This window comes from Streptomyces sp. AC627_RSS907 (assembly GCF_019049165.1).
The window spans coordinates 1-25419 of the sequence record NZ_JAGMUE010000099.1; the positions used below are offsets into that span (position 1 = coordinate 1).

Annotated in this window: 28 protein-coding genes; 16 read left to right on the forward strand and 12 right to left on the reverse strand. The window is 69.9% G+C overall.

Annotated elements, in window-relative coordinates:
• Positions 1-268 (forward strand): SUKH-3 domain-containing protein (locus tag KUM32_RS22350; RefSeq protein WP_217143718.1); only part of this gene is annotated, 268 nt, incomplete at its 5' end.
• Between the two features lie 12 nt (positions 269-280).
• On the opposite strand, the gene KUM32_RS22355 is transcribed toward KUM32_RS22350, so the two are convergent.
• A complete protein-coding gene (locus tag KUM32_RS22355) occupies positions 281-1585 on the reverse strand; it encodes a sensor histidine kinase (RefSeq protein WP_217143719.1) in 1305 nt (434 codons plus the stop codon).
• Between the two features lie 517 nt (positions 1586-2102).
• On the opposite strand from KUM32_RS22355, the gene glmU reads away from it, so the two are divergent.
• The 5 genes from glmU (at position 2103) to KUM32_RS22380 (ending at position 6691) form a co-directional block, all read left to right on the forward strand.
• On the forward strand, positions 2103-3551 hold the full coding sequence (gene glmU / locus KUM32_RS22360; RefSeq protein WP_217143720.1) for a bifunctional UDP-N-acetylglucosamine diphosphorylase/glucosamine-1-phosphate N-acetyltransferase GlmU: 1449 nt from the start codon (positions 2103-2105) through the stop codon (positions 3549-3551).
• Positions 3552-3683: 132 nt separating this feature from the next.
• Positions 3684-4658 carry a ribose-phosphate diphosphokinase gene (locus KUM32_RS22365; RefSeq protein ID WP_061444301.1) on the forward strand — a complete coding sequence of 325 codons (975 nt, stop codon included), beginning with the start codon at positions 3684-3686 and terminating at the stop codon, positions 4656-4658.
• Between the two features lie 181 nt (positions 4659-4839).
• Positions 4840-5430, forward strand: coding sequence for a 50S ribosomal protein L25/general stress protein Ctc (locus KUM32_RS22370; protein WP_217143721.1), 591 nt, complete (start codon positions 4840-4842; stop codon positions 5428-5430).
• Positions 5431-5532: 102 nt separating this feature from the next.
• Entirely contained in the window at positions 5533-6129 is a 597-nt protein-coding gene (gene pth, locus KUM32_RS22375; RefSeq protein ID WP_217143722.1) for an aminoacyl-tRNA hydrolase, read from the forward strand.
• A gap of 52 nt (positions 6130-6181) precedes the next feature.
• Positions 6182-6691, forward strand: a complete 510-nt coding sequence (locus KUM32_RS22380; RefSeq protein ID WP_217143723.1) for a hypothetical protein — start codon at positions 6182-6184, stop codon at positions 6689-6691.
• A 68-nt stretch (positions 6692-6759) separates the two neighbouring features.
• Here KUM32_RS22380 and ppc read toward each other — a convergent pair whose 3' ends face one another.
• A complete protein-coding gene (gene ppc / locus KUM32_RS22385; protein ID WP_217143724.1) occupies positions 6760-9492 on the reverse strand; it encodes a phosphoenolpyruvate carboxylase in 2733 nt (910 codons plus the stop codon).
• 289 nt (positions 9493-9781) lie between these two features.
• On the opposite strand from ppc, the gene KUM32_RS22390 reads away from it, so the two are divergent.
• Genes KUM32_RS22390 through KUM32_RS22405 form a run of 4 tightly spaced genes read left to right on the forward strand, consistent with a single transcriptional unit; the run spans position 9782 to position 11998 of the window.
• Complete coding sequence (locus tag KUM32_RS22390; RefSeq protein ID WP_217143725.1) at positions 9782-10789, forward strand: fatty acid desaturase; 1008 nt, start codon at positions 9782-9784, stop codon at positions 10787-10789.
• Positions 10786-11460: a TetR/AcrR family transcriptional regulator gene (locus KUM32_RS22395; RefSeq protein ID WP_217143726.1), complete on the forward strand. Its 675-nt coding sequence runs from the start codon at positions 10786-10788 to the stop codon at positions 11458-11460. The genes KUM32_RS22390 and KUM32_RS22395 overlap by 4 nt, the downstream gene beginning before the upstream one ends.
• 41 nt (positions 11461-11501) lie before the next feature.
• Positions 11502-11753, forward strand: a complete 252-nt coding sequence (locus KUM32_RS22400; protein ID WP_217143727.1) for a type II toxin-antitoxin system Phd/YefM family antitoxin — start codon at positions 11502-11504, stop codon at positions 11751-11753.
• Positions 11750-11998, forward strand: a complete 249-nt coding sequence (locus tag KUM32_RS22405) for a type II toxin-antitoxin system RelE/ParE family toxin (protein ID WP_217143728.1) — start codon at positions 11750-11752, stop codon at positions 11996-11998. The genes KUM32_RS22400 and KUM32_RS22405 overlap by 4 nt, the downstream gene beginning before the upstream one ends.
• A gap of 1 nt (position 11999) precedes the next feature.
• Here KUM32_RS22405 and KUM32_RS22410 read toward each other — a convergent pair whose 3' ends face one another.
• On the reverse strand, positions 12000-12809 hold the full coding sequence (locus KUM32_RS22410; protein WP_217143729.1) for a trans-aconitate 2-methyltransferase: 810 nt from the start codon (positions 12807-12809) through the stop codon (positions 12000-12002).
• A 109-nt stretch (positions 12810-12918) separates the two neighbouring features.
• Between KUM32_RS22410 and tamR the strand changes: the two genes are divergently transcribed.
• The gene (gene tamR / locus KUM32_RS22415) at positions 12919-13416 is read left to right on the forward strand and encodes a MarR family transcriptional regulator TamR (RefSeq protein WP_217143730.1); all 498 of its coding nucleotides are present in this window, start codon (positions 12919-12921) and stop codon (positions 13414-13416) included.
• On the opposite strand, the gene KUM32_RS22420 is transcribed toward tamR, so the two are convergent.
• Positions 13375-14142 (reverse strand): response regulator transcription factor, encoded by a 768-nt coding sequence (locus KUM32_RS22420; RefSeq protein WP_217143731.1) that lies wholly within the window; start codon positions 14140-14142, stop codon positions 13375-13377. The two genes, tamR and KUM32_RS22420, sit on opposite strands and share 42 nt — an antisense overlap.
• A 304-nt stretch (positions 14143-14446) precedes the next feature.
• Between KUM32_RS22420 and KUM32_RS22425 the strand changes: the two genes are divergently transcribed.
• Positions 14447-14902, forward strand: a complete 456-nt coding sequence (locus KUM32_RS22425) for a GNAT family N-acetyltransferase (RefSeq protein ID WP_217143732.1) — start codon at positions 14447-14449, stop codon at positions 14900-14902.
• A gap of 31 nt (positions 14903-14933) precedes the next feature.
• On the opposite strand, the gene KUM32_RS22430 is transcribed toward KUM32_RS22425, so the two are convergent.
• From KUM32_RS22430 to KUM32_RS22440, 3 genes are all read right to left on the reverse strand, one after another.
• A complete protein-coding gene (locus tag KUM32_RS22430; protein ID WP_217143733.1) occupies positions 14934-15485 on the reverse strand; it encodes a Uma2 family endonuclease in 552 nt (183 codons plus the stop codon).
• Positions 15486-15598: 113 nt separating this feature from the next.
• Positions 15599-16348, reverse strand: coding sequence for an ATP-binding protein (locus tag KUM32_RS45005; RefSeq protein ID WP_217143734.1), 750 nt, complete (start codon positions 16346-16348; stop codon positions 15599-15601).
• Positions 16345-16578 carry a hypothetical protein gene (locus KUM32_RS22440; RefSeq protein WP_217143744.1) on the reverse strand — a complete coding sequence of 78 codons (234 nt, stop codon included), beginning with the start codon at positions 16576-16578 and terminating at the stop codon, positions 16345-16347. Before KUM32_RS22440 ends, KUM32_RS45005 begins: the two co-directional genes overlap by 4 nt.
• A 386-nt stretch (positions 16579-16964) precedes the next feature.
• Between KUM32_RS22440 and KUM32_RS22445 the strand changes: the two genes are divergently transcribed.
• Positions 16965-17831 (forward strand): helix-turn-helix transcriptional regulator, encoded by an 867-nt coding sequence (locus tag KUM32_RS22445; protein WP_217143735.1) that lies wholly within the window; start codon positions 16965-16967, stop codon positions 17829-17831.
• Complete coding sequence (locus KUM32_RS22450) at positions 17828-18052, forward strand: DUF397 domain-containing protein (RefSeq protein WP_217143736.1); 225 nt, start codon at positions 17828-17830, stop codon at positions 18050-18052. The genes KUM32_RS22445 and KUM32_RS22450 overlap by 4 nt, the downstream gene beginning before the upstream one ends.
• A 251-nt stretch (positions 18053-18303) precedes the next feature.
• On the opposite strand, the gene KUM32_RS22455 is transcribed toward KUM32_RS22450, so the two are convergent.
• The 5 genes from KUM32_RS22455 to galT all read right to left on the reverse strand — a co-directional run bounded on the left by KUM32_RS22455 (position 18304) and on the right by galT (position 23044).
• A complete protein-coding gene (locus tag KUM32_RS22455; RefSeq protein WP_217143737.1) occupies positions 18304-18564 on the reverse strand; it encodes a hypothetical protein in 261 nt (86 codons plus the stop codon).
• A gap of 141 nt (positions 18565-18705) precedes the next feature.
• Complete coding sequence (locus tag KUM32_RS22460; protein WP_217143738.1) at positions 18706-19614, reverse strand: alpha/beta fold hydrolase; 909 nt, start codon at positions 19612-19614, stop codon at positions 18706-18708.
• 216 nt (positions 19615-19830) lie between these two features.
• On the reverse strand, positions 19831-20994 hold the full coding sequence (galK, locus tag KUM32_RS22465; RefSeq protein ID WP_217143739.1) for a galactokinase: 1164 nt from the start codon (positions 20992-20994) through the stop codon (positions 19831-19833).
• A 23-nt stretch (positions 20995-21017) separates the two neighbouring features.
• Entirely contained in the window at positions 21018-21986 is a 969-nt protein-coding gene (gene galE / locus KUM32_RS22470) for a UDP-glucose 4-epimerase GalE (protein WP_217143740.1), read from the reverse strand.
• A complete protein-coding gene (gene galT / locus KUM32_RS22475) occupies positions 21983-23044 on the reverse strand; it encodes a galactose-1-phosphate uridylyltransferase (protein WP_217143741.1) in 1062 nt (353 codons plus the stop codon). Before galT ends, galE begins: the two co-directional genes overlap by 4 nt.
• A 177-nt stretch (positions 23045-23221) precedes the next feature.
• Between galT and KUM32_RS22480 the strand changes: the two genes are divergently transcribed.
• Together KUM32_RS22480 and KUM32_RS22485 are read left to right on the forward strand one after the other, a co-directional pair.
• Positions 23222-24901, forward strand: a complete 1680-nt coding sequence (locus KUM32_RS22480) for a sodium:solute symporter family protein (protein WP_217143742.1) — start codon at positions 23222-23224, stop codon at positions 24899-24901.
• Positions 24902-24922: 21 nt separating this feature from the next.
• Complete coding sequence (locus tag KUM32_RS22485; RefSeq protein WP_217143743.1) at positions 24923-25225, forward strand: hypothetical protein; 303 nt, start codon at positions 24923-24925, stop codon at positions 25223-25225.
• Positions 25226-25419: the final 194 nt, after the last annotated feature.

Below are 25419 nucleotides of genomic sequence, written 5' to 3' on the forward strand. Positions count from 1 at the left end.
CCGTCAGATCGCCCCCGCCACCCTCCACCTCGACCCCCTCCACGGCCTCCACATGGCCCGCACCCTCGGCGACCTCGGCCGCGCCCTCGACACCCAGACCTGCCCCCTCGGCGCCGAGACCGACAGCCAGGCCCTCATCGCCATCGACACCGTCGGCCGCGTCTACGCCCTCGATCACACCGGCGACTGGTATCTCGGCCCCGACATCGACCAGGCCCTCGCCGCCCTCGTCACCGGCACCCAGCCGGCCCGCCTCACCGCGGGCTGACCAGGACGCCGCTCAGGACGCCGGAATCACCGCCGACACCCGGAACCCCCCGGCATCCGTCGGCCCCGACACGAACACACCCCCCAGAGCGGACACCCGTTCCTTCATCCCCACCAGCCCGTTGCCCCCCGACGGCAGCCGCGCGGACGACTCCGCCGGCACCTTCGGCGGCGGCTCGTTCTCCACCTGCATCGCGATCTCCGACACCCGGTGCGCGAGCCGCACATACGTCTTCGCGCCCGCCGCGTGCTTGTGCACGTTCGTCAACGCCTCCTGCACCACCCGGAACGCCGTCGACTCCACCTCCGCCGCGTACGACCGCCGCTCCCCCTCCACGGACAGATCCACGACCATCCCGGCCGCCTCCGACTGCCCGATCAGCTCGTCCAGCTCCGACAGGCACGGCCCCTCACCGTCCTCCGCCGCCCGCGAAGCCGCCGCCGCGGCGGCCACCCCCACCGCGGCCAACGGCACCGACGCGCGCTCCGCACGCCCACCGTCGCCGCTGCGCAGCACCCCGAGCATCTCCCGCAGCTCCGTCAGCGCCTGCCGCCCCATGTCTCCGACGAGGGCCGCGTTCTTCACCGCCTTCTCGGGGTCCTTGCGCGCCACTGCCTGGAGCGCGGCAGCGTGCACCACCATCAGACTCACCCGGTGCGCGACGACGTCGTGCATCTCCCGCGCGATCCGCGTCCGCTCCTCGTTACGCGCCCACTGGGCACGCTCCTCCGCCCGCTCCGCGAGCAACTGGAGCTCCCGCTCCAGGCTGTCCGCCCGCTCCCGCAGGCTCTCCATCAACCGCCGCCGCGCCCCCACGTACATGCCCAGCAGCAACGGCGGCGCGGTCATCCCCAGCGAGGTCGTGATCGACGCGAAGGGCAGGAACCACCCCCCGATCTCCAGGTCCTCCCGCGCCATGTCCTGCCGCACCAGCACGAACGTCACGATCAGCGTGCCCAGCAACGACATCCCGGCCAGCGCGCCGATGATCCGCCGCGGCAGCTCCGACGCCGCCAGCGTGTACAGGCCGACGATGCCCAGCAGGAAGCCCATCTCGGCCGGCGTGACGGCGATCGCCACCAGCACCACCGCGATCGGCCACTTCCGCCGCACCACCAGCGTCGAACCGGCCAGCAACCCGAAGACGACCCCCGCCGCCCACGGAATCCCGGCCTCCCGTGAGAAGCGGACGCCCTCCACCCCACACTCCAGCGCGGACGCGACACCGAGACTCACATCGAGCACCGCACCGCGCCGCCTGTCCCACCACCAAGGCCCACCCCGGGCCGGTGCGTGGTCTTCCCCCGTCGTGGTCATGCCCTCCAGCCTACGGGCGGCGGGCGGCACATTTCCGGCGACTTTCGGCAAGCGATACGACGCGATACCGCTCGAACCTGCGAACCCTCGCCGGTCCGGCACCGGAGGCAGGGATTCCGGCCCGGGGCGCGCGTACGGCACACCCCCCGACAGCACCGATCCGCACCCCCGGCAGCACCGGTCCACACCGCCGACAGCACCGATCCGCACCCCCGACAGCACCGATCCCTGCCGTCGCACCCCACACCGTCGCGTCGAAGGCGCTTGGTACGGCATAGTGTTGGGTGCCGACTCGGCGGCCCAACCGAATGTCCGGTTCAGCCGAGTTCCATCCCCCATGGTGTAACCAGGCAGCACTGAGGGTTTTGGTCCCTTAAGTTCAGGTTCGAATCCTGATGGGGGAGCTCGCGTCCGGGCCCTGACCTTCCCGTCAGGGCCCGGACTCATGTCCGCCCCCGATCACCCCGGTATCCTGCGGATGTCCACCCCCACCCCCCTCAAAGCCGAAGGGCATCCCGTGAGCGCCATTCGCCCGGCAGCCGTCGTCGTTCTCGCAGCGGGTGAGGGCACCCGTATGAAGTCGGCCACACCCAAGGTCCTGCACGAGCTGTGCGGCCGTTCCCTCGTCGGGCACGTGCTCGCCGCCGCCGGTGAACTCGACCCCGAGAACCTGGTCGTCGTCGTCGGGCACGCCCGCGAGAAGGTCACCGCGCACCTCGCAGAGGTCTCCCCCGACGTGCGCACCGCCGTGCAGGAGCAGCAGAACGGCACCGGTCACGCCGTGCGGATGGGTCTGGAGGCGCTGGGCGGCGCCGTGGACGGCACCGTCGTGGTCGTCTGCGGTGACACCCCCCTCCTGACCGGCCGGACGCTCCAGGCGCTCGCCGCCACGCACTCCTCCGACGGCAACGCCGTGACCGTGCTGACGGCCGAGGTGCCGGACGCGACGGGGTACGGCCGGATCGTGCGGGACGGGGCCTCCGGCGCGGTCACCGCGATCGTGGAGCACAAGGACGCCTCCGATGCGCAGCGGGCGATCCGCGAGATCAACTCCGGGGTGTTCGCCTTCGACGGGCGGCTGCTCGCCGACGCGCTCGGGAAGGTGCGGACCGACAACAGCCAGGGTGAGGAGTACCTCACCGACGTCCTCGGCATCCTGCGCGAGGCCGGTCACCGGGTCGGCGCCTGCGTGGCGGGCGACCACCGGGAGATCGCCGGGATCAACAACCGGGTGCAGCTCGCCGAGGCCCGCCGGATCCTCAACGACCGGCTGCTGACCCGGGCGATGCTGGCCGGCGTGACGGTCGTGGACCCGGCGACGACGTGGGTCGACGTGACGGTGACCTTCGAACAGGACGTGGTCGTCCACCCGGGCACGCAGCTGCACGGTGCCACGCATCTCGCGGAGGGGTCCGAGGTGGGCCCGAACACCCGGCTCACGGACACCCGGGTCGGTGCGGGCGCGCGCGTGGACAACACGGTCTCGATGGGGGCCGAGGTGGGTCCGGAGGCCAAGGTGGGTCCGTACGCGTATCTGCGGCCCGGTACGCGTCTGGGGCTCAAGTCCAAGGTGGGCACGTACGTCGAGACGAAGAACGCCTCGATCGGAGAGGGCACCAAGATCCCGCACCTCTCCTATGTGGGTGACGCGACGATCGGCGAGTACACGAACATCGGTGCGGCGAGCGTGTTCGTCAACTACGACGGACAGGACAAGCACCACACGACGGTGGGGTCCCACTGCCGTACGGGGTCGGACAACATGTTTGTGGCTCCTGTCACGGTCGGGGACGGTGCCTACACCGCCGCCGGCTCGGTGATCACCAAGGATGTGCCCCCCGGTTCGCTGGCCGTGGCCCGTGGCCAGCAGCGGAATATCGAGGGTTGGGTGGCTCGTAAGCGTCCGGGGAGCGCGGCGGCGAAGGCGGCCGAGGCGGCGGCTCCGGAGCCGGGCGGCGAAGGCTGACCGGAAACCGGTGCGTCGAACACGGCGTACCGTGATAAGTGCACATCCGCACCCCACCAGCTGAGACGCCCCCGCAGCCAGCCGGGAGAGCGTCGTGACGCTCAGCTGCGAAACCTCTGAGGAGAAAGTGCTGTGACCGGGATCAAGACGACCGGCGAGAAGAAGATGATGTTCTTCTCCGGCCGCGCCCACCCCGAGCTTGCCGAGGAGGTCGCCCAGCAGTTGGGTGTCGGGGTCGTCCCGACGAAGGCCTTCGACTTCGCGAACGGCGAGATCTACGTGCGTTATCAGGAGTCGGCGCGCGGTGCGGACTGCTTCCTGATCCAGAGCCACACGGCTCCGATCAACAAGTGGGTCATGGAGCAGTTGATCATGATCGACGCGTTGAAGCGGGCGTCGGCCCGCTCCATCACGGTCATCGTGCCGTTCTACGGTTACGCGCGGCAGGACAAGAAGCACCGGGGCCGTGAACCGATTTCGGCGCGTCTGATCGCGGACCTGATGAAGACGGCGGGCGCGGACCGCATCCTCGCCGTGGACCTGCACACGGACCAGATCCAGGGCTTCTTCGACGGGCCGGTGGACCACCTGTTCGCGCTGCCGCTGCTCGCGGACTACGTGGGTGCGAAGGTGGACCGGTCGAAGCTGACGGTGGTGTCTCCGGACGCGGGCCGGGTGCGGGTGGCGGACCGCTGGTGCGACCGTCTGGGCGCGCCGCTGGCGATCGTGCACAAGCGGCGCGACAAGGACGTGGCGAACCAGGTCACGGTGCACGAGGTCGTGGGTGACGTGAAGGGCCGCATCTGCGTCCTGGTCGACGACATGATCGACACCGGTGGCACGATCTGCGCGGCGGCGGACGCGCTGTTCGCACACGGTGCGGAGGACGTCATCGTGACGGCGACGCACGGTGTGCTGTCGGGCCCGGCGGCGGATCGCCTGAAGAACTCGAAGGTGAGCGAGTTCGTCTTCACGAACACCCTGCCGACGCCGAACGAGCTGGAGCTCGACAAGATCACGGTGCTGTCGATCGCGCCGACGATCGCGCGTGCCGTGCGTGAGGTGTTCGAGGACGGTTCGGTGACGAGCCTGTTCGACGAGCAGTAACCGTTCTGCACAGATCGTTTTGGGTACGGCCTTCCTCTCCGAGTAGACTGCTGAAGTTGCTCGGCGAGGGAGGCCGTACTCGTGTTTGACGAGTGTGGCGGTCCGTAATCGACGCGCTCTTCGTAGCAGGCCGTTCGTGGCCGGGTGACCACGTCCGTTTCTACCTCTACGAGGAGTGATCATGTCCGAGGTGAAGCTCACCGCCGAGACGCGCACCGAGTTCGGCAAGGGTGCCGCGCGTCGCATCCGTCGTGACAACAAGGTCCCCGGTGTTCTGTACGGTCACGGTTCGGACCCGATCCACCTGACCCTTCCGGGCCACGAGCTGCTGCTCGCGCTGCGTACCTCCAACGTGCTGATCGCGCTGGACATCGACGGCAAGACCAACGAGCTGGCGATCCCGAAGTCGGTGCAGCGTGACCCGATCAAGGGCTTCCTGGAGCACGTCGACCTGCAGCTGGTGAAGCGCGGCGAGACCGTGTCCGTCGAGATCCCGGTGCAGGCCGAGGGCGAGCTGGCCCCGGGCGGCTACCTGCTGGAGCACGTCCTGGACGCGCTGCCGGTCGAGGCCGAGGCCACGCACATCCCGGAGCAGGTCACCGTGTCGGTCGCGGGTCTGGAGGCCGGTGCCTCGGTCCTCGCCAAGGACATCACGCTGCCGTCCGGCGTGAAGCTGGCCGTCGACGGGGACACGGTCGTCCTGCAGGTCCTGGCCTCGCAGGCCGAGGAAGCCCCCGCCGAGGGCGAGGGTGAAGCGGCCGCCGAGGCCTGATCCTCCCGTACGGTCTTTCTTCGTCGGCCGCTGCTCCCGCGCGGGGCAGCGGCCGACGTGTATGTGTGGACGGGTGATGAAGGACACGAAGGAGACACGAACGTGACGACGGACGCGGGTGCTCCCTGGCTGGTGGCCGGTCTCGGCAACCCAGGCCCCGAGTACGCCTCGAACCGGCACAACGTGGGTTTCATGGTGGCGGATCTGCTGGCGGACCGGATGGGGGCGCGGTTCAAGCGGCACGGCAAGGCGCAGGCGCAGGTGGTCGAGGGGCGGATCGGACCACCCGGGCCGGCCAACCGGCGGGTGGTGCTGGTGAAGCCGATGTCGTACATGAACGTGTCGGGCGGACCGGTGACGGCGCTGCGGGACTTCTACAAGGTGCCGGTCGGCAACATCGTGGCGGTCCACGACGAGCTGGACATCGACTACGGCGTACTGCGGCTGAAGCTGGGCGGTGGGGACAACGGGCACAACGGGCTGAAGTCGATCACCAAGGCGCTGGGTCCCGACTACCACCGGGTGCGGTTCGGGATCGGACGGCCGCCGGGCCGGATGCCGGTGGCGGACTTCGTGCTGCGGGACTTCTCCTCGGCGGAGCGCAAGGAACTGGACTACTTCGTGGACCGGGCGGCGGACGCGGTGGAGGCCCTGGTGATCGAGGGCCTGGAGCGGGCGCAGAGCGCGTACAACTCCTGACTTGTCCCTTCTTGCCTCGCGAGTGAGTTGACCGGTCGTACGGACATGGCCAATGATCCCGGCCATGCCTGCCTCAGCCGCCGCTGCCCGTCCCCGTCAGGCCTCGTCCGCCGTGCTCCGGTTCGGCCGGATCGCCGCGATGGGCACGGTCGCGGCGCTGATCCTGATCGCCGGTGTGTGGGCGTCGTGGGGGACGGCGCAGCACGTGCTGCTGACCAAGGGGCGTGAGCAGGGCACCGTCGAGGTGACGCGGTGCGGGGGCGGTTCGTGCAGTGGGCCGTACGCGCCGGTGTCGGCGGGGTCGCAGGCGCGGGAGCGGGTGGTCCTGGAGGACTCGGTCGCGGTGGCCGAGGGGCGGACGTACTCGGTGGTGCTGAAGCCGGGCAGCGACGACGCGGTGCGTTCGGGTCCCGCCGGGGTGCTGTACGCGTGGGTGCCGCTGGGCGGTGCGCTGCTGCTGGCGTCGGTGGTGGTGGCGGGCGGGTTGCGGCGGACGCGGGCGGCGTGGGTGCTGGCGGGGTCGGGGGTGGCTCTGCTGACGGCGGCGTTCGTCGCGGTGTGACGCGGATACAGCGGTGCCCCCGTGCTCCTCGTGAGCGCGGGGGCACCGTCGTGTCGGTTCGTTGCGCGTCAGCCGGTGTTGCGCAGGCCCGCCGCCACACCGTTGACCGTGAGGAGCAGGGCCCGGGCGAGCAGCGGGTCGGCTTCCTCGCCCGCGGCGGCGGCTTCGCGCTGGCGGCCGAGGAGGGCGACCTGGAGGTAGGAGATGGGGTCGAGGTAGGCGTCGCGGATGGCGAAGGTCTGCTTGAGGACGGGGTCGGCGTCGAGCAGTTCGTTCTCGCCGGTGACCTTCAGCACCTCGGCGACGGTGAGCTCGTGCTCGGCCTTGATGGCGTCGAAGACGTGCTTGAGCTCCTCCGGGACGAGGGTGTCGACGTAGTGCTGGGCGATGCGCAGGTCGGTCTTGGCGAGGGTCATCTCGACGTTGGAGATGAAGTTGCGGAAGAAGTGCCACTGCTGGTGCATCTCGTCCAGGACGGTGTCCAGCCCCGCCTCGCGCAGCGCCTTCAGACCGGAGCCGACGCCGTACCAGCCGGGGACGATCTGCCGGGACTGGGTCCAGCCGAACACCCACGGGATGGCGCGCAGTCCGTCGAGCGAGACGCCCGAGCCGGGGCGGCGGGAGGGCCGCGAGCCCAGGTGCAGGTCGGCGAGCTGGTCGACCGGCGTGGAGGCCAGGAAGTACGTCGGCAGGTCGGGGTCCTCGACCAGCTTGCGGTACGCGGTGTGGGCGGCGTCGGAGACGACGTCCATGGCGGCGTCCCAGCGGGCGAGGGCCTCGTCGGACTGGCGGGGCGCGGTGTGCAGGGCGGAGGCCTGGAGGGTGGCCGCGACGGTCAGCTCCAGGTTCTCCCGGGCCAGGGAGGGGATGAGGTACTTGTCGGAGATGACCTCGCCCTGTTCGGTGACCTTGATCTCGCCTTCGAGGGTGCCCCAGGGCTGGGCGAGGATGGCGTCGTGGGTGGGGCCGCCGCCGCGGCCGACGGTGCCGCCGCGACCGTGGAAGAGGCGCAGCCGCACTCCGTAGCGGTGGGCGACGTCGCGCAGGCGGCGCTGGGCGCGGTGGATCTCCCACTGCGAGGTGGTGATGCCGCCGAACTTGGAGGAGTCGGAGTAGCCGAGCATGACCTCCTGGACGTCGCCGCGCAGGGCGACCAGGCGCCGGTACGAGGGGTCGGCGAGGAGGTCTTCCAGGATGGTGTCGGCGGCCTTGAGCTCGTCGGTGGTCTCCAGCAGCGGCACGATGCCGATCTTCGCCCAGCCGGCGTGCAGGTCGATGAGGCCGGCCTCCCGCGCCAGTACCGCCGCGGCGAAGACGTCGTCGGCGCCCTGGCACATGGAGATGATGTAGGACTCGATGACCTCGGGGCCGAAGACCTCCAGGGCGCGCTTGACGGTCTGGAAGACACCGAGGGTCTTCTCGCCGGCGGCGTCGACGGGGGCCGGGGTGGGGGCCAGCGGACGCCGGGACCTGAGCTCCTTGGCGAGCAGCTTGGTGCGGTACTCGCGGGGCATGTCGGCGTAGCGCCAGGATTCCTCGCCGAGCCGGTCGAAGAGCTGGCCGAGGGCGTGGTGGTGGGCGTCGGCGTGTTCGCGGACGTCCATGGTGGCGAGCTGGAGGCCGAAGGCGGCCAGGGTGCGGATGGTGCGGGCGAGGCGGCCGTCGGCGAAGAGGCCGCCGCGGTGCTCCCTGAGCGAGGTCTGGACGATGCGCAGGTCGTCGATGAGTTCGGCGGTGCCGAGGTAGTCGCGGCCGTCCTCGTGGGGGGTGCCCTTGGCGAGGCGCTGCTTGGTGTTCTCCAGCTTCTGCCGGATGCAGGTGGCCTTGAGCCGGTAGGGCTCCTCGGCGTTGAGGCGCTTGTAGCGGGGGCTGATCTCGGGGAGCAGGTCGAGGTCGGTCCGCAGGGAGGTGAGCAGTTCCTCCGTCGCGCCGGTGTAGCGGATGGAGTTGGAGAGGAATCCCCGCAGCTCGTCGATCATCTCCAGGGCGTCGTTGATGCCGTGCTCGTGCTGGAGGATGAGGACGTCCCAGGTGACCTGGGGGGTCACGTTGGGGTTGCCGTCGCGGTCGCCGCCGATCCAGGTGCCGAAGGTGAGCGGGCGGGTGTCGTCGGGCAGCTTGACGCCGGCGCGTTCCAGCTCGGCGGTGAGGTCTTCGAGGACGTCACCGACGGCGTTCGCGTGCAGTTCGTCGAGGTAGTAGATGGCGTTGCGGGCCTCGTCGGCGGGCTCGGGGCGCACGACGCGGAGTTCGTCGGTCTGCCAGACGAGGTCGATGTTCTCGGCGAGGCGGGTGTCGAGGCGGCGCCGGTCGGACTCGATGACCGGGGTGTCGAGGAGGGCCGCGATGCGGCGCAGCTTGTTGAGGACGGAACGGCGGGCGGCTTCGGTGGGGTGGGCGGTGAAGACGGGCCGGACGTTGAGGTTGCGGACGGTCTCGCGCAGGTGCTCGGGGTCGGCGTCCTTGAGGCGGTCGGCGGTGCGGGCGAGCAGTCCGCCCTCGGCGGCGCGCCGGGCTCTCAGTTCGCGGCCGCGGTGGACCTGCTCGGTGACGTTGGCCAGGTGGAAGTAGGTGGAGAACGCGCGGACCAGCTTGGCGGCGGTCTGCAGTTCGGTGCCGCGCAGCAGTTCCGCCGCGGCCTCGCCGTCCTCTCGGGTGAGTCGGCGTACCTTCTCGACGAGTTCCAGGAGTTCGGGGCCCTCCTGCCGGACGAGGGTCTCCCCGAGGAGATCACCCAGCCGGCGGATGTCGGCACGCAGCTCGCTGCTGGTCGTGGTGGTCTGGTCGTCGGCACTGCTCACAGGTGCGGCTCCTTGCAGTGTTGAAGCTCGTCTGGGAGGGAACCCGGACGGCGTCTCGCGCGGCGGGAGCCGCTTACGGGGCCGGGCGTCCGGGAAGTATTCAGAGCGGACCGCGCTGTCCGACCGACTCCAGGATAGGTGTCGACCAGGACGCGCAGGCTCTCGGGCTCTTGCCGCGAGGCGACGCACTGTCATACTTACGTCGCCGTAGGTTACGGAACCGTAGGAAAGCCGCGCGTGTTCCGCAGCCCGGCACAGGCCACGACCCTCGACCCCCCAGAGGACGCGCATGACCACGAGTTCCGATGTGATCCCAGAAGCCCCGAAGAGCCCCGACGACGCCGGGGCCTCCGCCACGCTGGGCGGGGAGCAGAAACGCTCGATCGAGCAGATCACCCTGCTGCTGTTCATCACCGTCCCGTTCCTCGCGCTGGTGGCGGCGGTGCCACTGGCGTGGGGGTGGGGGGTCAGCTGGCTGGACCTCGGGCTGCTGGTGTTCTTCTACTTCCTGGGCTGCCACGGCATCACCATCGGGTTCCACCGTCATTTCACGCACGGTTCCTTCAAGGCGAAGCGGCCCCTGAAGATCGCGCTGGCGATCGCGGGCTCGATGGCGGTCGAGGGGCCGCTGGTCCGCTGGGTCGCCGACCACCGCAAGCACCACAGGTTCTCCGACGCCGAGGGCGACCCGCATTCACCGTGGCGGTACGGCGAGACGGTCCCGGCCCTGATCAAGGGCCTGTGGTGGGCCCACATCGCCTGGATGTTCGACGAAGAGCAGACGCCGCAGGAGAAGTACGCGCCGGATCTGGTCAAGGACCCCGCGCTGCGCGCGATCTCCCGCCAGTTCGTCCTGTGGACGGTGGTGTCGCTGGCCCTGCCGGCGCTGATCGGCGGGCTGGTCACGATGTCCTGGTGGGGCGCGTTCACCGGGTTCTTCTGGGGGTCACTCGTCCGGGTGGCGTTGCTGCATCACGTGACGTGGTCGATCAACTCGATCTGCCACGCGGTCGGCAAGCGTCCGTTCAAGTCGCGGGACCGTTCGGGCAACGTCTGGTGGCTGGCGGTCCTGTCCTGCGGTGAGTCCTGGCACAACCTGCACCACGCCGACCCGACGTCGGCGCGGCACGGGGTGATGCGGGGGCAGCTCGACTCGTCGGCTCGCCTGATCCGCTGGTTCGAGCGGCTCGGGTGGGCGTACGACGTCCGGTGGCCGTCACGCTCGCGTATCGATTCCCGCCGCAACACGGACCAAGGCGGCGCCCGCCGCCGGAAGGAAACCGTCGAGGCGGCATGATGGTCGCTGTGGCGACCGACTCCAGCACTCCCAGCAACGACAAGCCGCGGCGTGCGCGCCGCACCCGGATGACCGGTGCCGAGCGTCGCCAGCAACTGCTGGAGATCGGTCGCACCCTCTTCGCGGCGAAGGGTTTCGAGGGCACGTCGGTGGAGGAGATCGCGGCGAAGGCCGGGGTGTCCAAGCCGGTGGTGTACGAGCACTTCGGCGGCAAGGAGGGGCTGTACGCGGTGGTGGTGGACCGTGAGATGCGGCGGCTCCTGGACATGGTGACCAGCTCGCTGACCGCAGGCCACCCGCGTGAGCTGTGCGAGCAGGCCGCGTTCGCGCTCCTGGACTACATCGAGGAGTACACGGACGGCTTCCGCATCCTGGTCCGCGACTCCCCCATCCCGCAGTCGACGGGTTCCTTCGCCTCGCTGATCTCCGACATCGCCACCCAGGTGGAGGACATCCTGGGCCGCGAGTTCAAGAACCGCGGCTTCGACGCCAAGCTGGCCCCGCTGTACGCCCAGGCGCTGGTCGGGATGGTGGCCCTGACCGGCCAGTGGTGGCTGGACGTGCGCCGCCCGAAGAAGGCGGAGGTGGCGGCGCACCTGGTGAACCTGGCGTGGCACGGGCTGGACGGCCTGGAGCCGAAGCCGCGGCTGATCGGGCACCGGAAGAGCTGAAGCAGCAGCACACAAGATTAATGTTGTGTAATCACGTGCGCATGACTGAGATCACGATCAGCGCAGCCCGTGCCCAGCTCGGCGACCTGGTCCGCCGCGCCGCCCACAGCCGCGAGACCATCGCCCTCACCGATCACGGTCACGTGGCCGCGCTGCTCGTTTCTCCGCAGGTGATAGAGGATCTCGAAGACGCCTTGGCGGTTGCCGACTACCAGCGGCGCAAGGCCGAGGGCTCACTCGGCGAGGGCATCCCCCATGACGAGGTCGGGCGCATGCTGGGGCTGCGCCCGTGACCTACCGCATCATCTGGGAACCGGTGGCCACCAACGCGGCCGTGCGGTTCCTCGGCGACGACCCTGTCGGTCTCGCAGCCGTCTACGAAGCCGTCGACGGCCTGGCAAAGGTGCCACGCCCCGCCAACTCCGCGCCCTACGGACCGGATATTCGCCGCCTGCGCGTCGGGGAGTATCGCGTGCTCTACGCCATCGACGACGACGTGGTCCGCATCCTGGTGCCCCACCTGGGCCGCACCCCCTGAGTCACCCTTCCTTCCGGGCGACGACGAAGACGCGGCGGAAGGGGAACGGGGTGCCGTGCGGGCCGCTCGGATAGGCGGCGCGCAGGGCCCGGCGATACTCCTCGACGAACGCGTCCCGGGCGTCCGGGTCGTCGTCGAGCGCGGCGAGCACGGGCCGCAGCCCCGTCCCCTTCACCCAGTCCAGCACGGCGTCCTCCCCGGTCAGCAGGTGGACGTACGTCGTCTCCCAGGCGTCCGTCGTACAGCCGAGGCCGGTCAGGTGGGCGAGGTAGGCCTCGGGGGTGAGGACGGCGTCGTCGTGGCGCAGGGTGCCGGCGAGGCGGTCCCGCCAGCGCGGGGAGCCGGCGAGCTCGCGCATCAGGCGGTGGCTGGGGGCGTCGAAGTTGCCGGGGACCTGGAAGGCGAAGGTGCCGCCGGGCCGCAGGGCGGCGATCCAGTCGGCGAAGCGGTCGACGTGGCCGGGGACCCACTGGAGGGTGGCGTTGCTGACGATCAGGTCGTGCGGCTCGGCCGGGGTCCAGGTGCGGGCGTCGGCGCGGGCGAAGCGCAGGCGGCCACCGCCCGGGGTGGGACCGGCGTGCTCCTCGGCCCGCGCGAGCATCTCGGCGGAGTTGTCGTAGCCGGTGATGCGGGCGGTGGGCCAGCGGTCGGCGAGCAGGGCGGTGACGTTGCCGGGCCCGCAGCCGAGGTCGGCGATGCGGGGCGCTCGTGCGGGGAGGCCGGGCACGCGGGCGAGGAGGTCGGCGAAGGGGCGTGCACGGTGGCCGGAGTGGCGCAGGTACTGGGCGGGATCCCAGGTGGGGGCGGACATGGTGCCTCCAGGTGGCCGTACGGGGCGGGTACCCAGCGAAAACTATCTTGACGTCAAGACAGTCGACGTCAAGAGACTTCACGTCGACACAACCACTACACTGATCGTCATGGAGGACGAGGTCGATCGACTGGTCGCAGCGTGGCGCCGGGAGCGCCCGGACCTCGACGTGGAACCGCTCGAGGTGCTGAGCCGGGTCAGCAGACTCGCCCGGCACCTGGACCGCGCTCGACGACTGGCCTTCTCCGAACACCAACTGGAGCCCTGGGAGTTCGACGTCCTGACGGCACTGCGCCGGGCGGGCTCCCCGTACCAGCTCTCGCCGGGACAGCTCCTCACCCAGACCCTGGTCACCTCCGGCACGATGACCAACCGCATCGACCGCCTGGCGAAGAAGGGCCTGGTGGAACGCCTGCCCGACCCCAGCGACCGGCGCGGCGTGCTGGTGCGGCTCACGGACGAGGGCCGGGACCGCGCGGACCAGTCGCTGGCGGGCCTGCTGGAGCAGGAGCGCGCCATCCTGGCCGAACTCTCCCGCGCCCAGCGCGGCGAACTGGCGGCACTGCTACGCCAGCTGACCGCCCCGTTCGACAACATTCCCGGTTAGGTCGACCGGCCCCACCCCGGCCCGCCGGGCGAGGGCCACGGCGGCGAGGGTGGAGTGGACGCCCAGCTTGCCCAGCACGTTCTGCATGTGGGTCCGCACGGTGTGCGGGGACAGGAAAAGCCGCTCGGCGACGGCCTTGCGCCCCAGCCCGGCGACCATGCAGCGCAGCACCTCCCGCTCCCTCGGGGTGAGCGACTCCACCAGCCGCTCGCTGTCGGTGCGGTGCTTGCGTGCGGCGGTCAGTTCGCGCAGCACCCCGGTGAGCAGGGCGGGCGGCAGATGCGTCTCGTCGCGCAGGACGCCGCGGATGACGCTGAGCAGCCGCGACAGGGAGCAGTCCTTGGCCACCCAGCCGGAGGCGCCGGCCCCCAGGGCCAGGGCCGCCCGCCGGGGGTCGTCCCTCTCGGCGAGGACGACGATCCGTACCCCCGGCTGCCCCGACCGCACCCCGGCGACCAGCGAGATGCCGTCCACGAGCCCGTCCTCGTCGCCGTCCCGCACGGGCACGGCCGGCCGGGCGCCGGGCACGTGACCGCCCAGATCGGCGTCGACGAGCAGCACGTCGAACCGTCGCCCCTCGGACGCGGCCCGCTCCAGGCAGCGCAGCGCGGCCGGACCGCTGCCGGCCGCGGACACGTCGACGTCGGGCTCGGCGGCCAGAGCGGCGGCGAGCGACTCGGCGAAGATGCGATGGTCGTCGACGACCAGGACCCGGATACGCACCACGAAACCCCCTCCCCCGAGCTCCGGCAGGAGCAGGGGATACCTCGTCTACCCCGTCGTCAAAGGACGACACCGGCACGGGTACGACGCCCGAAGCCCCGTATCCAGCTGTGCGCCCGGTACCCCGGGGACGGGCGCCGCGGGCCGCACGGCCGCCGCCGTGCAGTAACCGCTCCCCCGCCCCGGGCGCCGTACCCGGCTGTCTCGCCCCCTGAACGGCACCGGCCCCCACCGGTGCTGCACATCAGAGTACGGGCGGGCGTCGGGAGCGGAAGGCTATTTGCAGAACTGACCGCCCGGCCCGTTTATGGTGAGCCGCATGTTTCGTCTCGTGACAGAAGTAGACAAGGCACGGCGTGATCTGCTGCGCACCCGCCTGCGAGAGACGAACACGGTGGCGTCCTCCGTCCTGCGCTCGCTGCGCGGGACCCCTCACGAACGCGAATTCCCTCTGCACGTCTGGGCGCTGGACGAGACCGGGGCGCTGGGGGGCGGACTCGTCGGCCATACCTGGGCGACCTGGCTGCACGTGACGTACTTGTGGGTCGACGACGGACACCGCGCCGCGGGCCTGGGCTCCGCCCTCCTCGACGAGGCGGAACGCACGGCCCGCACCGAACGCGGCTGCACCGCCGCCCGCGTGGAGACCTGGGACTTCCAGGCCCCGGGCTTCTACACCAGGCGCGGCTACGAGGTGATGTGCGTGATCCCCGACTACCCGCCGGGGGTCACGGAGTACACGCTGGTGAAGCGGTGGGACTGAGACGACCGAGCGCCTGCCGCGCCGCTCACCGTCACTCGGGCTCCAGCCCCATGTCCTTCGCGCTGTAACGGGGCAGGCCGGTCGTCTCGACGCTCCAGGTGCCGAGCTCGGTGACGAGGGTGACCGGCTTGCCGTACGGGAGGTGGAGCCGGTTCTCGTAGGCGGGGCGACCTTCGGTCCGGCCGATCCCCCACTGGTAGGTCCACGTTCCGTCGCGCGGGTCGAGGATCAGGTAGTGGGGGATGCCCATGGCGGAGTAGTCGTGGGTTTTGGCACGGTAGTCGTTGTCGGGGTTGGACGGGGAGACGATCTCGATCGCCAGGATGATCTCGTGGGGGTCGAGGGGGTCATCGGTCTGCATGGCGTCGCCGGAGCAGACGAGAATGTCGGGGATGCGCAGCGCACCGAGAGACGCATCGTCGATGTCGGTGGCTTCGAACGCGAAGAACCCGTCCGGAACCTGAGCATCGAGCTGCCGGGACACCAGCTTCGCGGTGAACTGGTGCCGCGGCCGCGGGCTCGTCATCATCACAAGCTGCCCGTCACTGATCTCGGGCCAGGCGAAGCCCGGCGGCGGGGTCATACGATCACGACGGTGACGCAGACGCCTGTACAAAGCCTCCTGGGTCATGGGTCCTCCCGGCTCCCAGTATGCGGGCGACGACCTGCCCGCGCGGGCCCGAATCCGCACTCGACTCACCCGGATCCGGCCGAGACGCCCGCCACGACCCCGACGGCGACCTCGGCCCACACCGTCAGCCCTCCGCCCGTCCGCCGTGTCCCCCACCGGGCGGCCAACGCATCGGTGATCAACAGACCTCGCCCGCCTTCACGCTCCGCCTCGCACGCACCGGCCGACGCGGAGATCACCGGCGTACCGCCACTCCTGCCGTCGTCGGTCACGCCGACCGTGACCGCACCGGCGGTGAGGGCGCAGGTGATCGTGACGGTGGAGCTGCCCGTGTGTTCCAGGGCGTTGGCCACCAGTTCGCCGGTGATGGCCACCAGGTCGTCCGTCGTACCGCGCGGCAGAGCCCACGACCGGCACGTGTCACGAACGTAGTGCCGTGCGGCTCGGGCAGAGGCGAGGTCCTGACCGGGGAGGGTGAGCAGGCCGTACGCACGCAGCGCCGGCGACGTCCCGCCCGCCGGGCCCCGCCCGGTTTCACCGAGGCGCATGCCCCGGGACCTGGCGATGAGCAGGGAATCCTCGAGCGCGTCCGCCAGCTGGTCGGTCAGGAGACGGAGTTCTTCACCCTCCGGACGTGACGCCGTCAGCAGTTCCCGCGCCCGCCCGAGCAGCCGCTCTCCCAGACCGAGCTGCACCGCCTCCATGCGGTCGGCGAGCCGGGAGACGGGTCCGTCGCCGTCCGTGAGAAGCAGGGCGGTCCGTCCGTGGACGCCGGTCCAGGGCAGGAGCCGTACGCGGTCCGTCTCGTCGTTCATGACGCCGCCGCCGAACGGGCGTGGATGTCACGGACGTCGAGATCGACGCCGTAGGTGGCGCACCGGAGGATGTCGCGGCGCAGCCGCTGGATCCGCACCTTCTCGTCGCGCTCGTAGGCGGTGAGGTAGGGGCGGACGAGGGGGGTGGAGGCGCCGTCGATGGGCTCGTGCCAGTGGCGGACGGTGGGAGCCGGGGCAGCAGTACGGCGCTGCCGCCACGGTCCCGACACAAACCCTGAGCCCCTCCGTGCCGTCGCTGCCGACGGCGACAGGGGCTCGACTCGACGATGGCGTCCGGTCGGTTCCAGGAAGAGCTGTGTCCAGCGGGCGAGGTTCCTGCACAGGCGTCGCATGTATGCCCCTTCGGTTCTCTTGGGCGCGAGGCAAGGATGTGGGGGTGACCAGGCGTTCTCTCACTACCTTGCCGCTGACTCGACCATGTCTCGCCGCGGGCCCAACATCCGTTGCCACCAGGTGAGTTGCCATGAAGCTCCGCGAGCATGGTTGCTGTTGAGCAATATTTCTCGCAATAGTTCTCACTCGAAAGAGTCACCGTCAGTGAAGTCGACGAACGCCGGCCATGTCGGCGCTACCGTGCGCACCAGGGAGGTAGAACATGACCGACGCTCAGCCCAACCTGCATCGGCGACGTCTTGGCCTGGAGCTCCGGACGCTTCGCAAAGCGGCCGGGATGAGTCTCGCGGAGGCAGCCGATCGACTGGGGCTTTCCGGCGCCCCGGCTCTCAGCAAGATCGAGAACGGCAAGCAGCGGGTGCCGCCCATAGCGCTCGCCGGCTTCTTCGAGGTGTACGGACTCCAGAACACGGAGCGAGCCGACCGGCTTCGCAGGCTGGCGACCCTCGCAAGTTCGGGGAGGCGGAGCAACCTTCTGGATCAGTACCGCCATTCCATTCGTGACCCCTTCGCCGAGTATCTGCACCTTGAGGACCTGGCGTCGAAGAGTGAGACCTTCACCTGGCTGATCCCCGGCCTGCTTCAGACGGCGGAGTACGCCCGTTCCATTGTCGAGCGCAGCCGGAAGTGGCAGACCAATCGGGAGATCGACAACTTCGTCGAGCTGCGCATGGCACGACAGCAGACGCTGTCACGCCCCTCGCCCTTGCACCTTTGGTGCGTCCTGGACGAATCCGCACTGCACAGGGAAGTGGGCAACAAGCAGGTCATGAAGGCTCAGCTTGAGCACCTGCTCGACATCACCGACCGGCACAGGCACGTGACGGTCCAGGTGCTCCCATTCGCCCAAGGTGCCCATGCGGGCATCGACGGGCCGTTCCACCTGATGCACTTCCCCGCCGGTCCCCCTGTGGCCGTAGTGCAACCGATGACAACATCTCTGTACTTGGAGGAAGATAGCGACATCGGACGCTACGAAACCGCGTTCAACCACCTCCGCGCCGAAGCCCTCGACGCAGAGGCAACGCGACGCCACATCCACGATCTGATCAAGGACCGCTACACATGAACAAGAAGGTCGACCTCACCAACGCCTCCTGGGCCAGGAGCGACCTGAGTGACGGGGGCGACAACTGCCTCGAGGTCGCCTTCGTCGATGGTGTGGTAGCCCTGCGCGACTCCAATGACGTCGGCGACCCCGAGGCCCCTGTGCTCATAGTCTCCGAGGCCGACTACCGAGCCTTCGTCGGAGGCATCGGCAATGGCCAGCGCAGCCTCCTACTGCCATAACGAGTTGCTCATGCCCGGCCCCACAGCTGAGTGATGGCCTGTACCGGCTGTGTGCTCAGGGAGCGTAGATCGCCAACGAGTGCGCCAGCTGTTCCACGTCCTGCGAGGCTTCCATGACGCGGACGACGTTCTCGGTGGCTGTCCACATCACGACGTCAGCGCCGTGTTCCTCGACCCGCCAGGCATAGCGCGCACATGCAAGCAGGTGCGGCGAGTCCTCCCGAGGCAGGTAACGGAAGACCGTGATCCCTTCACCCAGATTCCGTGACTTGAAGCGTCTGACAGCCGGTGGCTGGATCGCATGAGGATCGTCCAGTGGAGAACGCAGCCACGAACCAGCGGTTGGGGTCGTCCGGTACGGACACGATGTACTCCACTCGGCGGGAGGCCAGGTCTGCACCCTTCTCACTGTCCGCTTCGGCGATGTACTCGCGTCGGACGGCGAGGGCTCCGTCGAGCTCTCCCGAACTGAGGTCGGTGTTCTTGACGCCGTCCTGGGACAGCAGTTGCACGGCCACATCCGTTGGCTCGGAGTGTTTCTCAACTTGTCCGCGAAGGCGGGGAAGAAGGCTTTCCGAGTTGACTCGAACAGCTCGAGGCCCCGGGCCGTGGCGGGGGATGCCACGGCCCGGGGCCGGTATGGGGGCGGGGTGTCACCTGACGTGCGCGGCGCGGGTGGTGACCTTCTGGATGGTCTTGAGGGCGAGGTCGGGGCGGTCGGTGTGGATGTAGTGGCCGCTGCCCCTGGCGGTGGTGAGGTGGCTGTTGCGGGAGATCCTGAGCCACTCGCGCTGGCCCTTGGCCCACATCCGCTCCAGGGCGGGGCCGTACTCGGGGACCTCGGCGTACTGGGACTCGTGCTTGAGGATCTCGACGGGGATCCGGCCGGCGGAGCGGACCGGGCCGTCGGCGATGACGAACTGCTCCGGGTTCTGACCCTCGTTGGCGGCGATCGCCCCGTCGCGCAGTTGGGCGGCCAGGCCGGTGGCGTCGGCGGGGATGGTCCGGTTCATGTCGCGGGTGAGGTGGGGGATGGTGGCGTCGAGGAGGACAAGGCCCTTGACGCGGTCGGTGTGGTCGGGGGCGTAGCGGGCAGCGATGTAGCCGCCCAGGGAGTGACCGGCCAGGACGACGGGGCGCTCGCCCGCGAGGCGGTCGAGGACCTTGGTGAGCAGGGCGCCGCTGTCGTTGATGGTCTGCAGGCCCGCGTCGGGCTTGTCGCTCTGGCCTTCGCCGAGGCGGTCGTAGGAGCAGACGCGGGAGGTCTTGCCGAGGGCCTTCTGGAGGGGGGCCATGTTGTCCAGGCCTTCGCCGCCGCCGGCCATCAGCATCACGAGGGGCTCGTCCGCTTCGGGGCGGCCGGAGCAGGAGACGTTGACCGCGTGGCCGTCGATGCGGATCTTCTTCGTGCCCGTGAAGGCGGCTCCCCGGAACGCCTCGGCGGCCGTGTCCCTGGTGTCGGCGTCGGCCTTGGCGTACTTCTCGTCGAGGGCGAGCCCCGCGCCGGCCACGGTGCAGACGATGGCGAGGGCAGCGGTCGTCTTGGCGAGGGTGCGGAACACGGGGGCCTCCAGCAGGCGGGGGTGGGCTACGGGTGCGAGTCCTCGAGGATCTTTCTCGGCCGGCCGGTCGGTCGTTCCCGGCGACTGATGAGAACTCTATGGACGCAGCGGTCCCGCATCTTCACCCTGCGGTGGACACCTGCGCGTAGCTCGCCAGGGGGACAACGGCCGTAGGAGACAGGCCCCTGGTCGACGACCCCCGGTCCGCCCCGCCCGTCACCTCACCCGCCGCGCCCCCGCCGAAGGCACCGCCTCGAACACCCGGGGCGCCGTGTAGCCCGCCGCCGCGAAGGCCTCCTCCACCGCCTTGGTGAGGGCGTCGACGTCGGCCTCCTCCGCGAGGACGATCGCCGAGCCGCCGAAGCCGCCGCCGGTCATGCGGGCGCCGAGGGCGCCGGAGGCGAGGGCCGTGTCGACGACCAGGTCCAGCTCCGGGCAGGAGATGCGGAAGTCGTCGCGCAGGGAGGCGTGGCCCTCGGCCAGGACGGGGCCGATGGCGCGGGTGTCGCCGGACTCCAGGAGGGACACGACCCGTTCGACGCGCTCGTCCTCGGTGACGACGTGCCGGACCAGGCGGAGCACCTCCTCGTCGTCGGCCAGGCGCTCCAGCGCCGCGTCGAGTTCCGCGTACGGCACGTCCCGCAGCGCGTCCACGCCCAGCAGCGCGGCACCCTTCTCGCAGCCCGCGCGGCGCTTGCCGTACTCGCCCTCGCTGTGGGAGTGCTTGACCTGGGTGTCGACGACGAGCAGGCGCATGCCCTCGGCGGCGAGGTCGAAGGGGATCTGGCGCTGGGAGAGGTCGCGGGTGTCGAGGAACAGGGCGTGCCCGGCCTCGCAGCAGGCGGAGGCGGTCTGGTCCATGATGCCGACCGGGGCGCCGACGTAGACGTTCTCCGCGCGCTGGCACAGGCGGGCCAGCTGCCAGCCGCGCAGGCCGAGGGAGTACAGGTCGTTCAGGGCGAGGGCGACGACGACCTCCAGGGCCGCCGACGAGGACAGGCCCGCACCCGACGGGACCGTCGAGGCCAAGTGGATGTCGGCGCCGGTCACCTCGTGGCCGGCCTCGCGCAGCGCCCAGACCACGCCCGAGGGGTACGCCGTCCAGGACTTGTCCGACTCGGGGGCCAGGTCCGCCACGCGCATCTCGACGGGGTCGGCGCCGATGTCCGCCGAGTGCAGGCGCAGGACGCCGTCGTCGCGCCGGGAGACCGCCGCGACCGCGGTGTGCGGCAGGGCGAACGGCATGACGAAGCCGTCGTTGTAGTCGGTGTGTTCGCCGATGAGGTTCACCCGGCCCGGCGCCGCCCACACCCCCTGCGGGTCCGCCCCGTACAGCTCCCGGAACCGCTCGCCGACCGCTCCTGCGACAGCCTCGTCCATGCCCTGTCCCCTCGCCCTTCCGTTCAGTCCTGGTTCGCGCGCCGCTGCGCGAACTCCCACGCGTCCGCGACGATCCCCGCGAGGTCCGCGCGGGACGGGTTCCAGCCCAGTTTCTCCCGCGCCGTGCCGGCCGACGCCACCAGGACCGCCGGGTCACCGCCCCGGCGGGGGGCCACGACCTCGGGGATCGGGTGGCCCGTCACCCGGCGGACGGTCTCGACGACCTCGCGGACGGAGAAGCCGTTCCCGTTGCCCAGGTTGCAGATGAGGTGCTCGCCGGGGACGGCCGCCTCCAGGGCCAGCAGGTGGGCCTCGGCCAGGTCGGCGACGTGGATGTAGTCGCGGACGCAGGTGCCGTCCGGCGTCGGGTAGTCGTCGCCGAAGACGGAGATGGCTTCACGCCTGCCCTGCGCCACCTGGAGGACCAGCGGGATCAGGTGCGACTCGGGGTCGTGGCGCTCGCCGTACTCCCCGTAGGCACCCGCGACGTTGAAGTAGCGCAGCGAGACCGCGCCCAGTCCGTGGGCCGCGGTCTCACCGGTGATCATGTGATCGACTGCGAGCTTCGAGGCGCCGTACGGGTTCGTGGGCCTCGTCGGCGCCGACTCGACGATCGGGACCTGCTCGGGCTCCCCGTACGTCGCCGCCGTGGAGGAGAAGACGAGCCGGCGCACGTCCGCCGTACGCATGGCCTCCAGCAGGGCCATGGTCCCGCCGACGTTGTTGTCCCAGTACTTCTCGGGCTTCACGACCGACTCGCCGACCTGTGAGAAGGCGGCGAAGTGCAGGACGGCGTCGTACGAGGAGTCCAGCCATTTGGCGGCGTCACGGATGTCGCCCTCGATGAAGGAGGCACCCGCCGGCACGCCCTCACGGAATCCCGTGGAGAGGTTGTCGAGGACGACGACCTCGTGGCCGGCCTCGACCAGATGCTGGGCGACCACGCTGCCGACGTAGCCCGCACCGCCCGTCACCAGGTACTTCCCGCTCATGAACTCGCTACCTCTCGCAGTCGCTCGGCCGCGCGCTCCGGCGGCACGTCGTTGATGAACACGTTCATGCCGGACTCGGAACCCGCGAGGAACTTCAGCTTGCCTGACGTGCGGCGGATGGTGAAAAGCTCGAGGTGCAGCGCGAAGTCGTCCCGCGTCACGCCCTCGAAGTCCTCCAGCTGCCCGAACGGCGCCTGGTGCCAGGCGGCGATGTAGGGCGTCGGAGGCTCACCCTCCCCGAAGATCCGGTCGAACCGCCGCAACAGTTCCAGGTAGACCTTGGGGAACTCTGTGCGCGCCGCCTCGTCGAGCCCGAGCAGGTCGGGCACCCGCCGCTTCGGGTAGAGGTGCACCTCGTACGGCCAGTGCGCGGCGTACGGCACGAAGGCCACCCAGTGCTCGCCCTCCAGAACGACGCGCTCACCGGCCATCTCCTCGTCCAGGACGGCGTCGAAGAGGTTCTCCCCGCCCGTCGCGTCCTTGTGCGCGGCCAGCGAACGGAGCATCAGGGCGGTGCGGGGGGTGGTGAAGGGGTAGGCGTAGATCTGTCCGTGCGGGTGACCGAGCGTCACGCCGATCTCCGCGCCCCGGTTCTCGAAGCAGAACACCTGTTCCACGGAGGGCAGGTGCGACAGCTCCGCGGTGCGATCGGTCCAGGCGTCGAGCACGAGGCGGGCCTGCTCGTCGCTCAGGTCGGCGAAGGAGGCGTTGTGGTCGGAGGTGAAGCAGACGACCTCGCAGCGGCCGGAGTCGCCGGCCAGCGAGGGGAAACGGTTCTCGAAGACCACCACGTCGTACGACGAGTCCGGGATCTCGCTCAGCCGCTCACCCTGCGAGGGGCACAGGGGGCACTCGTCGGCGGGCGGGTGGTAGGTGCGGCCCTGGCGGTGCGAGGCGATGGCGACCGAGTCGCCGAGCAGGGGGTCGCGGCGGACCTCGGAGGTGGTGACGGTCCGCTCCAGCGGACGGCGGTCCACGGCGTCCCGCACCGTGTCGTCGCGCAGGTCGTAGTAGACGAGCTCGCGACCGTCGGCCAGCCGGGTCGAGGTCTTCTTCACTGCCGTACTCCTCTACACCCACACCCAATCACCCAACACAATCAAACATAACACATCACAACTCACCAGCAGGCCGATCATCACAATCAAACAAAGAACATCACCAGAAGTGTTCAATTACTGAACGCGGAGGCGTAGGTTCCGCTCGGATCAGTTCGCGCAACGAAGCGAGTTCGTATGCATACCCCCACATATCTAGCCGCGGAGCTTCGACTCCCCACCAACTGGCTCGACTACTCGATCCTCGGGATCTACTTCGTCGTCGTGCTCGGCATCGGCTTCGCCGCCCGCCGTTCGGTCAAGACCAGCCTCGACTTCTTCCTGTCCGGCCGCTCGCTGCCCGCCTGGGTCACCGGTCTCGCCTTCGTCGCGGCCAACCTGGGCGCCACCGAGATCCTCGGCATGGCCGCCAACAGCGCCCAGTACGGCGTCTACACGACCCACTGGTACTGGATCGGCGCCATCCCGGCGATGGTCTTCCTCGGCCTGGTGATGATGCCGTTCTACTACGGCTCCAAGGTCCGCTCGGTCCCGGAGTTCCTCCTCCTCCGCTTCGACAGGGCGGCGCACCTGCTCAGTTCCGTCCTGTTCGCCTTCGCCGCCATCCTGATCGCCGGCGTGAACCTCTACGCCCTCGCGATCGTCGTCGAGGCGCTGCTGGGCTGGCCGGAGTGGGTGGCCATCGTGGTCGCCGGCTTCTTCGTCCTGGCGTACATCACCCTGGGCGGCCTGTCCTCGGCGATCTACAACGAGGTCCTCCAGTTCTTCGTGATCCTGGCCGGCCTCATCCCGATCACCGTCCTGGGCCTGAAGAAGGTCGGCGGCTGGGACGGCCTGTCCGACTCCCTCACCCAGACCCGCGGCGCCGACTTCATGACCTCATGGGGCGGCACGGGCATCGGCAGCGACAACCCGCTGGGCGCCAACTGGCTGACCATCGTGCTCGGCCTCGGCTTCGTCCTCTCCTTCGGCTACTGGACGACGAACTTCGCCGAGGTGCAGCGCGCCCTGTCGGCGAAGAACCTCTCGGCGGCCCAGCGCACCCCCCTCATCGCCGCCTTCCCGAAGATCTTCATCGTCTTCGTCGTGATGATCCCGGGCCTGGTCGCCGCGGTCCTGGTCCCGAAGATCGGCACCCCCGGCTCGGACCTCCAGTACAACGACGCGATCCCGTACCTGATGCAGCAACTGCTGCCCAACGGCGTCCTCGGCATCGCGGTGACCGGCCTGCTCGCCGCCTTCATGGCGGGCATGGCGGCGAACGTGTCGTCCTTCAACACGGTCTTCACCACCGACATCTGGGCGAAGTACGTCGTGAAGGACCGCGAGGACGCCTACTACGTCCGCTTCGGCCGCCTGATCACGGTCATCGGCGTCCTGGCCTCGATCGGCACGGCGTTCCTGGCGTCGTCCTTCTCGAACATCATGAGCTACCTCCAAACGCTCTTCTCCTTCTTCAACGTGCCGATGTTCGTGGTCTTCATCATCGGCATGTTCTGGAAGCGCGCGTCCATGAAGTCCGGCTTCTGGGGCCTGATCGCGGGCACCACCGCGGCGATGGTGAACTACTTCGTCATCTACAAGCAGGGCATCATCGACATCCCCTCCGACCAGGGCGCCAACTTCGTCTCCGCGATCGCGGGCTTCGTGGCCGGCGCGGTCGTCATGGTCGCCGTGTCCCTGTTCACCGCGCCCAAGCCGACCGCCGAACTCCAGGGCCTGGTCTACGGCACCACGTCCCCCGGCATGACCGAGGCCCCCGCCAAGGGCGACGACGCGTGGTACCGCAGGCCGGCGCTGCTCGGCTGGGGCGCGGTCGTACTGGCCGCCGCCTGCTACATCCCGTTCTCGTTCTGACCGCGGGAGGATTGAGAGAGCATGTCTGATTCCTACTCCGACAAGAACGTCCAGGCCGAGGTCTCCGAGCTGGAGACCAAGTCCGTCACCGCCGCACGGCTGTTCGACATCCGGCGGATCATCGGCGGGCTGTTCGTGGTCTACGGCGTCATCGTGACGATCGCGGGCTTCACGGCGTCCGACGACGAGATCGACAAGGCGCAGGGGGTGAACATCAACCTGTGGACCGGGCTGGGGATGCTGGTGCTGGGCCTGTTCTTCCTGACCTGGCTGAAGCTCCGGCCCACGGCACCGGCCTCCACGGAGGAGTCTGCGCAGGAGTAACGCGGGGCGCTGCGCGCGGCGGGGCGGGGGGGCTGGCACCCGGCGTGGGTGTGGGCGCGGGGCGCTGCGCGCGGCGGGGCGTGGGGCTGGCACCCGGCGTGGGTGTGGGCGGGGGGCGCGGGGCGGCCCGGCGCTACAAAGTGCCGCTGCGCCCACCCGTGCCGCCCCAGCGGCACGACTGCCCGCAGCGGGGC